Annotated in this window: 13 protein-coding genes; 4 read left to right on the top strand and 9 right to left on the bottom strand. The window is 66.3% G+C overall.

The window, feature by feature from the left end; all coding sequences use genetic code 11:
- Positions 1–10: 10 nt before the first annotated feature.
- The 7 genes from ACUJB0_RS26230 to ppc all read right to left on the bottom strand — a co-directional run bounded on the left by ACUJB0_RS26230 (position 11) and on the right by ppc (position 8333).
- A complete protein-coding gene (locus ACUJB0_RS26230; RefSeq protein ID WP_444847803.1) occupies positions 11–1129 on the bottom strand; it encodes a PAS domain-containing sensor histidine kinase in 1119 nt (372 codons plus the stop codon).
- A 49-nt stretch (positions 1130–1178) separates the two neighbouring features.
- Positions 1179–1589: a PAS domain-containing protein gene (locus ACUJB0_RS26225; RefSeq protein WP_444847802.1), complete on the bottom strand. Its 411-nt coding sequence runs from the start codon at positions 1587–1589 to the stop codon at positions 1179–1181.
- A 129-nt stretch (positions 1590–1718) separates the two neighbouring features.
- Positions 1719–2444 carry a DsbC family protein gene (locus ACUJB0_RS26220; RefSeq protein ID WP_444847801.1) on the bottom strand — a complete coding sequence of 242 codons (726 nt, stop codon included), beginning with the start codon at positions 2442–2444 and terminating at the stop codon, positions 1719–1721.
- A 24-nt stretch (positions 2445–2468) separates the two neighbouring features.
- Positions 2469–3419 carry a lipase secretion chaperone gene (locus ACUJB0_RS26215; protein WP_444847800.1) on the bottom strand — a complete coding sequence of 317 codons (951 nt, stop codon included), beginning with the start codon at positions 3417–3419 and terminating at the stop codon, positions 2469–2471.
- An 8-nt stretch (positions 3420–3427) separates the two neighbouring features.
- Entirely contained in the window at positions 3428–3943 is a 516-nt protein-coding gene (locus ACUJB0_RS26210; protein WP_444847799.1) for a nuclear transport factor 2 family protein, read from the bottom strand.
- A gap of 68 nt (positions 3944–4011) precedes the next feature.
- Positions 4012–4944 carry a hypothetical protein gene (locus ACUJB0_RS26205; protein ID WP_444847798.1) on the bottom strand — a complete coding sequence of 311 codons (933 nt, stop codon included), beginning with the start codon at positions 4942–4944 and terminating at the stop codon, positions 4012–4014.
- A gap of 563 nt (positions 4945–5507) precedes the next feature.
- Positions 5508–8333: a phosphoenolpyruvate carboxylase gene (ppc, locus tag ACUJB0_RS26200; RefSeq protein ID WP_444847797.1), complete on the bottom strand. Its 2826-nt coding sequence runs from the start codon at positions 8331–8333 to the stop codon at positions 5508–5510.
- Between the two features lie 148 nt (positions 8334–8481).
- Between ppc and hemC the strand changes: the two genes are divergently transcribed.
- Genes hemC through ACUJB0_RS26180 form a run of 4 tightly spaced genes read left to right on the top strand, consistent with a single transcriptional unit; the run spans position 8482 to position 12659 of the window.
- A complete protein-coding gene (hemC, locus tag ACUJB0_RS26195; protein WP_444847796.1) occupies positions 8482–9507 on the top strand; it encodes a hydroxymethylbilane synthase in 1026 nt (341 codons plus the stop codon).
- 7 nt (positions 9508–9514) lie between these two features.
- Positions 9515–10318, top strand: a complete 804-nt coding sequence (locus ACUJB0_RS26190; protein WP_444847795.1) for a uroporphyrinogen-III synthase — start codon at positions 9515–9517, stop codon at positions 10316–10318.
- Positions 10315–11460 carry a uroporphyrinogen-III C-methyltransferase gene (locus tag ACUJB0_RS26185; protein WP_444847794.1) on the top strand — a complete coding sequence of 382 codons (1146 nt, stop codon included), beginning with the start codon at positions 10315–10317 and terminating at the stop codon, positions 11458–11460. The genes ACUJB0_RS26190 and ACUJB0_RS26185 overlap by 4 nt, the downstream gene beginning before the upstream one ends.
- A 2-nt stretch (positions 11461–11462) precedes the next feature.
- The gene (locus tag ACUJB0_RS26180; protein WP_444847793.1) at positions 11463–12659 is read left to right on the top strand and encodes a heme biosynthesis protein HemY; all 1197 of its coding nucleotides are present in this window, start codon (positions 11463–11465) and stop codon (positions 12657–12659) included.
- A gap of 221 nt (positions 12660–12880) precedes the next feature.
- Here the strand turns inward: ACUJB0_RS26180 and ACUJB0_RS26175 are convergent, their stop codons facing one another.
- Positions 12881–13159 (bottom strand): hypothetical protein, encoded by a 279-nt coding sequence (locus tag ACUJB0_RS26175; protein ID WP_444847792.1) that lies wholly within the window; start codon positions 13157–13159, stop codon positions 12881–12883.
- Positions 13146–13904: a DUF899 domain-containing protein gene (locus tag ACUJB0_RS26170; protein WP_444847791.1), complete on the bottom strand. Its 759-nt coding sequence runs from the start codon at positions 13902–13904 to the stop codon at positions 13146–13148. Before ACUJB0_RS26170 ends, ACUJB0_RS26175 begins: the two co-directional genes overlap by 14 nt.
- Between the last annotated feature and the right edge of the window lie 19 nt (positions 13905–13923).

Here is a 13923-nt window from a genome sequence, read left to right as displayed (position 1 = left end):
CGGGCGGATGTCAGGGTACCGGGATGGTGGCCGGCAGGTTCATGCGCAGCACGGTGCCGGCGCCGGGCAATTGCGCCACCGCCAGCTCGCCGCCGAAGTCCGCCAGGCGGGCGCGGATGGCGCCCAGGTCGAGCGCGCCGCGTGGCGACTGCGGCTCGGTCAGGCCGTCGCCGCTGACGATGATCGACAGCTGCTGCGGCCGCAGGTTGAGCGTGGCCTGTACGCTGCGGGTGCCGGCCTGGTCGCACAGATAGCCCAGCGCCGTCAGCACGATGCCGTAGATGCCGGTGACCTGGCGCTGGTCCAGCGTCGCGCTGTCTTCCAGCAGCTCCAGCCGGCAGCTCAGGCCGTGGCGCCGCTCCAGTTGCTGCATCTGCCATTCGATCGCGGCCGACAGGCCCAGCTCCAGCGTGCGCGGATGCAGTTCGTTGATCAGTTCGCGCACCGCGAGGATGCTGGCGTCCAGCGTGCTCAGCGCCAGCGTGGCGCGCTGGTGCAGCAGCGGCTGGCGCGCGCGGGTGCGGTTGTGCAGGGCGGTCACGTCCAGCTTGAGCGCCAGCAGGTTTTGCGCCAGGTCGTCGTGCACGTCCTGGGCGATGCGGCGGCGTTCGCTTTCCTTGGCCGTGTGCTGGTGGTGGGACAGGGTGCGCAACTCGTGCAGGGACGAGGTCAGCCTGCTCTCCGCGCGCTTGCGGTCGGTGATGTCGACGCACATGGCGATCAGCATCTTGGGCCGGCCCTGCTTGTCGTAGATGGGTTGCTTGTGGGTTTGCAGCCAGCGGTTTTCGCCGAGGCCGGCGTGCCACAGCTCCTCCTCGTAGACGACGTGCTTGCCGCTTTCAAAGGCCATGCGGTCGTGTTCGAGGAAGTAGGCGACCTGCTCGGGCGGGAAAAAGGCGGCGCCCTCGTTGCCGCGCATGGCCTCGAAGGGGATGCCCCACAGCGCCTCGCAGGCCGGGTTCATCAGCAGGACATTCGATTGCGCGTCCTTGATGAACAGGGCCAGCGGCATGGCGCTCACCAGCTGATGCAGATCGCCGTCCGGTGCCGCGGCCACGCCGTCGCCCTGAACCCGGCTGAGCATGCTTTCAATATCCGATTTTCCCAGCGATTCGATCAGGTTTTTCATGACGGCGTAGGCAGTGGTCCGATGTTCACATTCTAATGCTATTTTGCTGCTAGCCTTCAGTCCGTTTGCGATCGGTGATGTCGACGCACATGGCGATCAGCATTTTGGGCTGGCCCTGCTCGTCGTAGGTGGCTTGCTTGTGGGTTTCCAGGCGGCGGTTTTGGCCCAGGCCGGCGTGCCACAGGTCTTCCTCGTAGACGGTGTACTCGCCGCTGTCGAAGGCGATGCGGTCGTGCTTGAGGAAATAGGCGGTTTGCTCGGCCGGGAAGAAGGCTGCGCCGTCGTTGCCACGCATGGCTTCGAAGGGGATGCCCCACAGCGCTTCGCAGGCCGGGTTCATCAGCAGCACGCGCGATTGCGCATCCTTGATGAACAGGGCCGCCGGCATGGCGGCGATCAGCGCGTGCAGCTCGCCGTCGGGCGCGGCGTTGCCGATCTCAGTCTTGATACGGTTGAACATGCTGTCAATTTCCGATTTTCCCAACGAGTCGATCAGGTTTGTCATGGCAATCCAAGGTAGTGAATGTTGTTATATTCTAATGCCTTTTTTGCCAGATTGACCAATCTTTAAGGAAATAATTAAGCCGGCCTACCTGGCCGTCGCGTCCAGCTTGGCCTCCAGTGCCTGCTTGTCGAACGCGGTGCCGGTGCGGGTGCCGTCGCTGAAGTAGATGGTCGGCGTGCCTGCCACGTGCAGTTTCTTGCCCAGCGCGAGGACTTGCTCGTTGGGTGTCGGGCAGGCGGCCGGCGCGGCCGGTGCGGGCTTGGCGTTGACGATCCAGTCGTGCCAGGACTGGGCGCGGTTGGCCGCGCACCAGATGTCCTTGGATTTGACCGCCGAGTCGTCCGACAGGATGTTCAGCAGGAAGGTGTAGATGGTGACGTTGTCGATGCCTTCCAGCGTCTGGTGCAGCTTGCGGCAGTACGGGCAGTTGGGATCCTCGAACACCGCCATCACGCGCTTGCCGTTGCCCTTGACGGTCTTGATGGCGGTCTCCAGCGGCAGCTCGGAGAAATGGATCGCGGCCAGCTGGTCGGCCCGGGCCCGCGTCAGGTCCTGGTAGTTGTTGGCGGTGTCGACCACCTTGCCGACGAACAGGTAGCGCGCGCTTTCATCGGTGTAGAAGATGTCGCCGTTGGTGCTGATTTCGTACAGTCCGCCGTATGGCGTCTTGGTCACCGAGTCGACTTTGATGTTGACGCCCAGGCGGGGCGTGATCAGGGCTTTGATGCGGGCTTCCGCTGGTGTTTCGGCGTTGGCGGCGGGCAGGGCCAGGAGGCTGGCTGCCAGCAGCAGCGCGGTGGTTTGCTTCATGCGTCGCGTTCCTGTTGAGTGGAGTTATTCGATGCCGCTGGCGCGTGCGCGGATGCGTTCGCGCTCGTTGGGGAAGATCCGCGCTTGCAGTGCTTCCAGCTGGCGGCGGCGGGCGTCGGTGCCGGCGGTGGCGGTCAGCAGGGCGGCGTCGGCGCGGTAGCGCAGGTAGAGCGCGCGCCAATCGCGCTCCTCGCCGGCGGCGGATTCGTAGCTTTGCGTGGCGCGGGCCAGCAGTTCGCCGGTGTCGGTGTCGCGTGCCGCCTCCCACGTGGCGTCATGCAGGCGGCGCTCGCGCAAGGTGTTGGAATCGGGTTCGGCTTCGTTGCCGGTGGCGGCGCCCGCGCCCGCGTTGGCGCGCGCGCGCAGGTCGGCCACTGCTTGCGCCAGTTCGGCGTCATCGGCGCCAAACCAGCGGCTGGCGATGGCCGGCCCGAACGTGCTCTGGCGCAGGCGCGCGCGCTGCTGCTGCCACGTCGCCAACTGCTCCACTTGCTGCGGCGTGGGGGCGGACCCGGCGGCCAGGGCGATGCGCTGGCCTGCCAGCAGCTCGTCATGCGCGCGCATGTAGGCCGTGTAGCGGGTGGCCAGCGTCCTGGCCTGTTCGCCTGCGGCACCGCTGACTTGCCGCTCCAGATGCGTGCGCAGTTGCGCGGCGCGCGCATCGAGGTCGGCGCCGTCGCCGCGCACCAGGAAGAATTCGAACAGTACCCGCAGCGGCGCATCCACCACCAGGTTGCCGCTGGCGTCGGTCGACAGCGAGGAGGGCGCGAGCTGATCGTCCAGCGGCAGTTCGCTTGGCTGGCGCGGGCCGTTGTTCCATCTGGCGAGGCCGAAGGTGTCGTGCGGCGCCGACGCGGCGGCTGGCGGCACCTGCACGGCCGGGCTGTCGCTCGTCGGCCAGTACCACACCAGCGCCACGCCGGCCAGGACGGCGGCGCCCAGCCAGTAGCGTTCCCGGTGCAGGGATGTCGTCATGGCCGGCTTCAGTATTTCTTGTTGATCGCCGGCGCGGCCAGGTCGGAGCCCGGCACCGCCTTGCTGGCGCCGTCCACGGTGGCGGCGTAGCGGGTGAGCACCTTCCACGCCCCGTCCACCTGTTTCCAGGTGTCGACCACAAACACCTGGCTGGGCAGCGCGCTGTTTTTCGGCGCGGCGATTTTCCACATGAAGCTGACCACCGCCAGCTCGCCGTATTCGTGCACCGCCATTTGTTCGATGTTCGATTCCAGCGCCGGCGCGGCAAACGCCTGCTGCTGCCATTCCGCGCGCGCGGTGGGACGGCCGGGCACGGCGGCGCTGCGCAGTTCGAATTCGTCGGCGACGATTTTTTTCACGGCCTCGGCGTCGCGGTTGTGCACCGCGTCCAGCCAGTCGTTTTCCAGGGTGCTGAACAGTTGTACCGTGCGGGTGACGGTCGGCACGGTGCGCGGCGGCGCGGCCTGCGCCACGGTCTGTGCCAGGGCCAGCAAGGCCAGCCCGATTATCGATGTCTTTTGCATGAACGTTCCAGTGAAAGGGACGCCGCCGCGATGCCCTGCGGCGGCTGGATCAGTTCAGACTGATTGTATTACGGATAGTGCTGCGCGCACGCCTGGCTAGGCTGCAGCACCCAGTTTTGCTGGATCAGATACTTCATGGTGCCGAAGGTCTGGTTGTACTTGGCGCCGTTCGAAGCGGTGGCGGTGGTGCCGAAGTTCCATGCGCACTTGTCGCCGTTCTCCATGCCGCTTTGCGTCGAGTACCAGGCGTTGCCGTCCGGGTCGGTGACCGCCTCTTCCAGTTCATGCGAGAAGATGCTGGCCATGGCGTCCGCGCCCGGCGTGTTGTTCGGGCTCGGCGACGTGGCGCCGCACGCCGACGCGCACTGGGTTTCCGGATTGCCGACAAAGGCGTACTTGATGTTCTGGCCGTTGAAGTTGGTGTTGGTGTGCCAGCCGCAGTACTGGGTGCAGAAGCCCGAGGTGGCGGTGGTGTTCTTGTCGGTCATCACGAAGTACACCGCGTTGGAATCCAGCGGCAGCGCGCCGGAGCTGATGGCGCTGGTCACCACGGTCTGGATGTTGGCGTCGGTCAGCTTGCTGCCCAGCGTGCCGGAGTTGCTGGTGCTGCCGGCCAGTGTCACCTGGTTGACCACGTGGGTGTTGCTGGCGTTGTAGTAGGTGGTGTTGATGTTGAAGTAGGGCGAGCCGCCGATGTGCGAGGCGATATTGTTGAGCACGTTCTGCGACGCGCTGTCCCAGGCCGAGCCGTACCAGATGTAGTAGACCTTGGTCGGCGCCACCATGACCGGGCCGCCCTGATAGGTCAGGTTGGCGCTGCGTTGGGCCTTCAGCGTGGCGGCGCGCTCGGGATGGCTCATCGAATCAAGGTCGAGCTCGCCCCAGCCCTTGCCGGTCGGTTTGAACAGGGAGTCCTTGTCTTCTTTGATGGCGCCGGCGTGCGCGGCGGTTACACAGGCCAGGCAGGCTGCCAGCATGGTCAGTTTGCGGCTGAATGTCATGTTGTCTCTCCAAAAGGTGTGTCGTCAGGGTGTGCCACAAGGTTCAACTGCGTAAAGTCGTCCTGGGGGACGATCTGTTTTGTGCGTCGCCACGCAGGACAGCAGCCAGGCGCGGCGCGCACGCTTCCAACGCGTACCTTGCCGGCACGCGTGAAATCGGGGGAATTCGGAGATTGGGGGGCTCTAGAGCCAGAGCGCTGGGTGGGCCGGAGAGGGGCCAGACGGATGCAGCGGGCGACGGGTGCTCAACTTCATGTGTATCCTCCGGGTCAGATCTTGCCGCTTCGTTCCGCTCCGCGCTTTTGGCGCCGGCGGATATCATTTATACCGTTTCAACTTGTCGATCGGGTGTGATTAATTCTACTTAAAGCTTGCAAGTTGCCTCAGGATTTTCGTGCGGTGTGTCTGCAAATCCATACACTTTTCGGGAAGAATCCCAAGTATCGCGATGCTGAAAACCATCACTGTTTGGCTGGTTGATGACAGGTGGTAGGTTTTTTTTCATTTTTTAACAAAAACGCCCCGGACCTTGCGGCGCGGGGCGTTGTTTGGCGTGCGGTGGCTTAGCCGGTGTTGCGCAGGCCGGCCGCGACGCCGTTGATCGACAGGTGGATGCCGCGGTGCACCCGCTCGTCAGCCTTGCCCGGCTCGCTCGACAGCGCGCGGTGGCGCTTGATCAGCTCGACCTGCAGGTGGTTCAGCGGATCGAGGTAGGCGAAGCGGTTCTGGATCGAGCGCGCCAGCAAGGGGTTGCCGGCCAGGCGCTCGCTGGCGCCGGTGATGCTTTGCAGGATGTTCAGCGTGTTCGCGTGTTCCTCGGTGATGCGCTTGAAGATGCGCTCGCGCAGTTCCTTGTCCTGCACCAGCTCGGCGTAGCGCGAGGCGATCGCCAGGTCGGTCTTGGCCAGCACCATGTCCATGTTCGACAGCAGCGTGGCGAAGAACGGCCACTGGCGGAACATGGCCTGCAGCTGGGCCAGGCGCTCGTCGCGCGGGCCGTCGGCGATCCAGGCGCCGATGGCGCTGCCGAAGCCGTACCAGCCCGGCAGCAGCAGGCGGCACTGGCCCCACGAGAAGCCCCATGGAATCGCCCGCAGGTCCTCGATGCGCTTGGTCGACTTGCGCGAGGCCGGGCGCGAACCGAGGTTCAGCTCGGCGATCTCGGCGATCGGCGTGGCGGCGAAGAAGTAGTCGGTGAAGCCCGGGGTCTCGTAGACCAGGTTGCGGTAGGCCTTGTAGGCGCGGTCGGAGATCTCGGCCATCACGGCCTCGAACTGGCGCAGCTGGGTCAGGTGGGCGCCGTCGGCCGACTGCGGCATCAGGCTGGCCTCCAGCGTGGCGGCCACCAGCAGCTCCAGGTTGCGGCGGCCGATGTCCTTGTTGGAGAACTTGGAGGCGATGATCTCGCCCTGCTCGGTCAGGCGGATCTGGCCGTTGACGGTGCCGTGCGGCTGCGCCAGGATGGCCTCGTACGACGGACCGCCGCCGCGGCCGACCGTGCCGCCCCGGCCGTGGAACAGGCGCAGCTTGACGCCGGCCTTTTCAAACACGGTGACCAGGTGGGTCTCGGCCTTGTACAGCTCCCAGTTGGAGGTGAGGAAGCCGCCGTCCTTGTTGGAGTCCGAATAGCCCAGCATGACTTCCTGGATCTGGCCCTGGCGCGCGATCAGCGCCTTGACCAGCGGGATCGCCATCACGGCTTCCATGATGCCGGCCGCGCGCTGCAGGTCGGGGATGGTTTCGAACAGGGGGATCACCATCAGGTCCAGCTCCTGTTCGGCGATGCGCAGCAGGCCCATCTCCTTTTGCAGCAGCAGCACTTCCAGCAGGTCGGACACGGTCTCGGTGTGCGAGATGATGTAGTTGCGGATGGCGCGCGCGCCGTACAGCGCGCGGATCTGGCGCGCCGCGCGCAGCACGCCCAGCTCGGAGTCGGTCTCGGCCGAGTAGGCGATGTACGGCGAGTACAGCAGGCGCGGTTGAGCCAGCTCGCTCAGCAGCAGCGCCACCTTGGCGTCCTCGTCCAGCGACGAATAGTCGGCCTGGCCGCCGGCCTTGGCGAACAGCTCGCCCAGCACGCGCTCGTGGATGTCGGACGACTGGCGCATGTCCAGCGAGGCCAGGTGGAAGCCGAAGATGTCGGCCGCGCGCTTCAGGGTCGACAGGCGCGGCTGCACCAGCACGGCGCCGTGGTTGGCGTTGAGCGAGTCCACCAGCACCTGCAGGTCGGCCGAGAACTCGGCCGCCGTGGCGTATGGTTCGGCGTGGCCCACTTCCTTGCGCAGGATGTTGGTCGCGCCCAGCGCGCGGGCGGTGCTGGCCAGGCGGGCGTAGATGCCGATCAGCGCGCGGCGGTAGGGCTCGTCGGCGCGGTGGTCGGAGGTGTCCGGCGACTGGTCGGCCAGCGCCTGCAGCTGCGGGCTGCAGGCGATCATCAGCGTCGACACCGACAGTTCGGCGCCCAGCAGGTGCGCCTCCTCCAGGTAGAAGTCGAGGATGGTGGTGGCCTGGCGCGTCAGCGCGTGTTCCATGGTGCCGCCGTTGACGTTGGGGTTGCCGTCGCGGTCGCCGCCGATCCAGCTGCCCATCTGCACGTAGGGCGCGGTGATGGCCTTGGCCTCGCCGCCATCGCCGTAGTGCGCGGCGATGTCGGACTCGATGTCGTCGTACAGGCCCGGCAGCTCGCGCAGGAAGGTGATGCGGTAGTAGGACAGGGCGTTTTCGATCTCGTCGGCCACGGTCAGCTTGGAGTAGCGCAGCATGCGGGTCTGCCACAGCGTGGCGATGCGGGCGCGCAGCAGGTGCATATTGGCCGCCTGTTCCTTGGGCGTGAGCGGCAGGTCGCGCTCGGCCAGCAGGCGGGCGATATCGTGTTCCGCGTCAAGAATGGACTTGCGCTGCACTTCGGTCGGGTGGGCGGTCAGCACCGGCGCGATCAGCGCGTCCTGGAAGAAGGTGCTGACGGTTTCCTGGCTGACGCCGGCTTCCTTGAGCTTGCACAGGGCGAAGTTGACGCTGCCTTGCTGCGGCTTCGAGCCGCCCAGCAGGTGGGCGCGGCGGCGGCGGATGTGGTGCTGGTCTTCCGCGATATTGGCCAGGTGCGAGAAGTAGGAGAACGCGCGCACCACCGAGATGGTCTGCTCGCGCGTGAGGATCTTCAGCATGCCGTCCAGTTCCTTGGCCGCGCCGGCGTCGGCCTCGCGGCGGAAGCGCACCGCCGTCTGGCGGATGGTTTCGACCACGGCGTAGACTTCCTCGCCCTCCTGGTCGCGCAGTACGTCGCCCAGCAGGCGACCTAACAGTCGGATGTCTTCTTTGAGTGGCGCGTCTTTGTCCGCGCCAGGTTGTTCAGCCGTTTGATCGTTCGTTGCACTAGATTGGTTTGCCATGAGATAAGCCGCAAAGATGTGAAAAGTCGGTGCAAAGGCTTGTGGCCCGGTTCTGCAAGAAGGTGAGCATGATAAAATTTGTGATCTTAAACACGCACGTGGTACTGGCCTGCGCCGGTCAGCGTCAGCTACAGCGAAAGAACTGGTTGTGAAAATATCGGAATTACTACAAAATCCTCCGTCCACCTTGGTGATCGCTTCGCGTGAAAGCCGGCTTGCCATGTGGCAGGCCGAGCATGTTCGGGCTCGCTTGACTTTATTATATCCGCAGTGCGATATTAAAATTGTAGGAATGTCGACAAAAGGCGACCAAATTCTTGATCGCACCCTGTCCAAGGTCGGCGGCAAGGGCCTGTTCGTCAAGGAACTGGAGGTCGCCATGGCCGAGGGCCGCGCCGACCTGGCCGTGCACTCGCTCAAGGACGTGCCGATGGAGTTGCCGGAAGGCTTCGCCCTGGCCGCCGTGCTGGAGCGCGAAGACCCGCGCGACGCCTTTGTTTCCAACGATTACGACTCGCTGGCCGCCTTGCCGGCCGGCGCCGTGGTCGGCACCAGCAGCCTGCGCCGCCAGTCGCTGATCGCGGCGCGCTACCCGCACCTGGTGATCAAGCCCCTACGGGGCAACCTCGACACCCGCCTGGGCAAGCTGGACCGCGGCGACTACGCGGCCATCATCTTGGCCGCCGCCGGCCTCAAGCGCCTGGGCCTGCCCGGGCGCATCCGCGCGCTGCTGGATCCGGCCGACAGCCTGCCTGCCGCCGGCCAGGGCGCGATGGCGATTGAAATCCCCGAACGCAAGGCCGTGGGCGGCGTCGACCTGATGGCGCTGCTGGCGCCGCTGAACCACGAAGCCACCGCGCAAGCCGTCACGGCCGAGCGCAAGGTGTCCAAGGTGTTTGGCGGCAGCTGCCAGGTGCCGCTGGCCGCCTACGCCACGGTGGAAGACGGCCAGATGCACCTGCGCGCCATGGTCGCCACGCCGGACGGCGTGCGCATGGCCAGCGCCGAGGTGCGCGGCGCCGCGGCCGAGCCGGAAGCGCTGGGCGAGCAGGTCGCCGCGCTGCTGCGCGCGCAGGACGCGGTCGACATCCTGGCCTCGTGCCTGAGTGAAGCGGCCCAGTCCGAGGCCGACGCCCGTTCGGCCACGCTGGCCGGCGGCCCGTCCGGCGCCTGACCCGGGGATGACCGGCGCCGTCGTCATCACCCGTCCCTTGGCGCAAGCCCGCCCGCTGGCGGCGCGCATCGCCGCGCTGGGCCGCCGGGTGGAACTGCTGCCGCTGCTGGAAATCGAACCCCTGCCCGAGCCGGCCGCGCTGCTGGCCGCGCTGGCGCGGCTGTGCGCGCCGCAGCCGGGCTATAAACTGGTGGCCTTCGTCTCGCCCAACGCCATCGACGCCGCCTTCGCCCATATTCAACAGTGGCCGGCCGGCGTCCAGCTGGCGGTGCTGGGGGAGGGCAGCCGCGCCGCGCTGGCCGCGCACGGCATCACGCCCGACACGGCCGACATCGTCAGCCCGGCCGACAGCGCCCACAGCGACTCCGAACACCTGCTGCAAACGCTGGACCTGGCGGCCCTGCGGGGCCAGCCGGTGCTGATCGTGCGCGGCGAAAGCGGCCGCGAGCTGATGGCCGACGGCCTGCGCGCGGCCGGCGCGGTGGTCGACGTGGTGCCGGCCTACCGCCGCTCGGTGCCGCGCCTGACGCCGGCGCTGGCGGCCACCTTGCGCGATTTGCTGGCGCAGCAAAACGACTGGATCATCACCAGCTCCGAGGCCCTGCGCGGCCTGTGCGCGCTGCTGGCCCAGCTGGACGCGGAACACCCTGATGCAACGCAGCAGAACAGTGTTGCGGCGATGCAACAGCAGCATTTGATCATTCCGCACGCCCGAATTGCCGAAACGGCAAACAATTTGGGCTTTTCCCGACTGACGCTCACCGGATCAGGCGACGAACGCCTGCTGGCCGCGTTACAATCACGCCTATGAACGATTTGCCTACCTTACCCGATCCTGTCGTCTCCGCCGGCGCCGCCGCCGAGACTCCGCCCGCGGCCAAGCCGCAGCCCGAGCCGAGCCTGCTCGAAACCGTGCAACAGCCGCAAATGCTGCTGGTCGGTATCGTCGTGCTGGCCATTTTGCTGGCCGGCCAGACCTGGTCCTCGCACAACCAGGTGCGCAACCTGCGCGAGGAAATGGCGCGCCGCCTGCAAAAGGGTGACGCCAGCAACGCCGAGACCGGCACCCTGGCGCGCGCCGTGCAGGAGACCAGCAAGGAGCTGCAAGGCAAAGTCGCCCTGTTGGAGAGCAAGCAGCAGGAAGCGCAGAGCCAGCAACTGGCGCTGGAGCAGCTGTACCAGGACCTGTCCAAGAACCGCGACGAGTGGGCGCTGACCGAGATTGAGCAAGTGCTGTCGACCGCCAGCCAGCAGCTGCAACTGGCCGGCAACGTGCCGGGCGCGCTGATCGCGCTGCAGAACGCCGACCGCAGCCTGTCGCGTTCGGACAAGCCGCAATTCATCACCATCCGCCGCGCCATCGCCAAGGACACCGAAAAGCTCAAGGCCCTGCCAAGCGTGGACTCGGTGGGCATGGCGCTGCGCCTGGACAACGTGATCGCGCAGATCGACACGCTGCCGATGCTGTCGGACGAACAGCCGACGCTGCCGGCGCCGCCGGAAAAGAAGGCCAAGACCAAGCCGGCCGTGGGCAAGGGCGGCAAGCCTGAGCCGGTCGAGCAGACCAGCCCGTGGCTGCAAGCCATGCAGGACGCCTGGAGCGGCTGGAGCACCGAGATGTGGACCGATGTGCGCCAGCTGATCCGCGTACGCACCGTGACCACGCCGGACGCGCTGATGCTGTCGCCGACGCAGGCCTACTTCCTGCGCGAGAACCTCAAGCTGCGCCTGCTGAACGCGCGCATGGCGCTGTTGTCGCGCAACGAGGCGGCCTTCCGCGCCGACCTGATCGCGGCGCAGGAAGCGCTGGTCAAGTATTTTGACGTGCGCGCCAAGTCGACGCAGACCGTGCAGATGCTGCTGCGCCAGGTGCAGAGCAACAACCTGGCGATCGAGATGCCGACCCTGTCGGACAGCCTGAACGCTGTGCGCAACTACAAAGCGAAGCCATAGTCATGCGTTTATTTCTCTGGATAGTCGCTTTGATGGCCGCGGCCATCGGTATCGCCGTGACGGCGCGTTTCAACCCGGGCAACGTGGTGCTGTTCTACCCGCCGCACCGGATCGACCTGTCGCTGAACTTCTTCGTGGTGCTGGAGGTGGCGCTGTTCGCCTTCCTGTACGTGGTGATCCGCGCCTTCCGCGCCACCGTCAAGATGCCGGGCAAGGTCGCCGCCTACCGCCAGCGCAAGCGCGAGCGTGACGGCAACAAGGGTCTGCGCGAAGCGCTCAAGGCCCTGTTCGAAGGCCGCTTCGGCCATGCCGAGAAGGCCGCGATGCGCGCCTCGGAGCTGCCGGAAAACGCCGGCGTGGCCTCGCTGATCGGCGCGCGCGCCGCGCACCGCATGCGCCAGAGCGCCCGCCGCGACAACTGGCTGGCCAAGCTGGCCGACGACAACGCGATGAAAACCGCGCGCCTGATGACGATGACCGAACTGCTGGTCGACGACCACCAGCCGGAGCAGGCGCTGGCGGCGGTGCAGGAGCTCAACGCCAGCGGCACCCGCCACATCCACGCGCTGCAATGGTCGCTGAAGGCGCACCAGCAGGCCAAGAACTGGCCCGAGGTGCTGCGCCTGGTGCGTTCGCTGGACAAGCATCGCGCGCTGCATCCGGCGCTGTCGTCGCGCCTGCGCGAGCTGGCCTACGACGACATGCTGTCCGACAGCGCGCACGACGCCGAATCGTTGCAGCGTGTATGGGCCACCGTGCCGAACGCCGACCGCATCAAGCCTTATGTGGCCTGTCGCGCCGCCACCGCGCTCAACGCGCGCGGGCTGCACGACGAGGCGCGCCTGGTGGCCGAGGAATCGCTGGCCGCCGACTGGGACGACCGCGTGGTGCGGGCCTACCGCGAAGCCGCCGCTCCGGCCGGCTCGGCCGCGCTGCTGATGCAGATCGAGCATTGCGAGAACTGGATCCACGCGCGTCCGACCGACGCCGAGCTGGCGCTGACGCTGGGTTCCCTGTGCCTGAAGCAGAAGTTGTGGGGCAAGGCGCAGCGCTACCTGGAGCAGGCTTTGTCGGATGCGGCCGATCCGCGCATGGTGCGCGAATCGCACCTGAAGCTGGCGCAGATGCACGAAGCGCTGGCCCAGCCGGAAGAAGCGGCCAGCCACTACCGCCAATGCGCGCTGGCCACCATCCTCTAAAAAAGAACCCGTCCTCGCGACGGGTTTTTATTTTTCGGACGGATGATCTTCCGCCTGGTTTTCGGAGCCAGGTTTTCCGGTCTCAAGATACACCCAGATCGAAACGCCCAGCCCGACAATTATTGCGATGGTAGAGGCGATGAACATGATTATCTCTCCTTGACTCTCGGAAGATAGATCCTCAGTTTAGGCGGGCTTCCGGGTTTTGCTATTGAGTCCGCTCACGGCGCTGTGTAGAACCTTTTCAGCAGTGCGTTAACGGCGGCGGTCATGCCCAGCATCGCCGCCGCGTGCATGCCGGCGGCCGCCAGCACCAGCGTCTGCGAACCGGCCAGGGCCACCTCGCGCACGGTGCCGTCGCTGCCGCACAGCGGAACCAGCATCGGCGCCAGCATCAGGCCGGCGCCGTGGAGGGCCGTCATCAAGGCGGCCGAGGCGACGTGGCCGGCCGCGATGGGCGTCACGGCCTGCAGCGCCTGGTTATGGTTATGCCGCCACATGACAGCACGCAGCCGCAACTGGGGCGGCTTCGTAACGGTCGTGGTGGCGCACCCATGCCATTGTGTAGGGCAGGGCGTCCTCGTGGCGGCCCAGCGGGGTCAGGTCGAGGAAGTTATAGGTGTGCATCATCACCTCCACGCCACGGCCGTAGGTCGAGTAGCTGTGGTAGACCACGCCGTCGTCGTCCTTGTAGAACACGCTAACGCCCGGCATGTCGGGGTTTTTAATCGGCTGGCGCTGGTAGTTGTAATAGATTTCGCCGTTGGCCAGCTCCTCGGGACGGAAGCTGACGTGGAAGTCGTAGTTGAAATCGCCTTCGCCGGACGACACCCAGTTGAAGCGCCAGCCCATGCGATGGCGGAAGCGCTCGATGTCCCCCAGCGCCGCGCGGGAGATGGCCACGAAGGTCACGTCGCGCTGCGCCAGGTGGGCGAGGGCGCCGTCGGTATGGTCCGCCATGTAGGAACAGTGGCTGCAGCCCTGTTCGGCGCCGGGCGTGAACATGAAGTGCTGCACCACCAGCTGGCGCCGGCCTTCGAACAGATCGGCCAGCGAGCGCCGGCCTTGCGGCGTGTCGAACACATAGTTTTTCTCGACGCGCACCCACGGCAAGGCCCGGCGTTCGCGGGCGACCTGGTCGCGCATATGGGTCAATTCCTTCTCGCGCGCCAGCAGGTTCTGGCGTTGCCGTAGCCATTCGGCCGGCGAGACGACGGCATGGTTCAAGGTTTCGGTACTGGTCATGGTTGGCTCCTGTGGATGC

The sequence above is a fragment of the Duganella caerulea genome (assembly GCF_040362985.1).
Classification (GTDB): domain Bacteria; phylum Pseudomonadota; class Gammaproteobacteria; order Burkholderiales; family Burkholderiaceae_D; genus Rugamonas; species Rugamonas vulcania.
The sequence above is the reverse complement of the archived record's forward strand: the minus strand, read 5'-3'. Positions and strand labels throughout refer to the sequence as shown.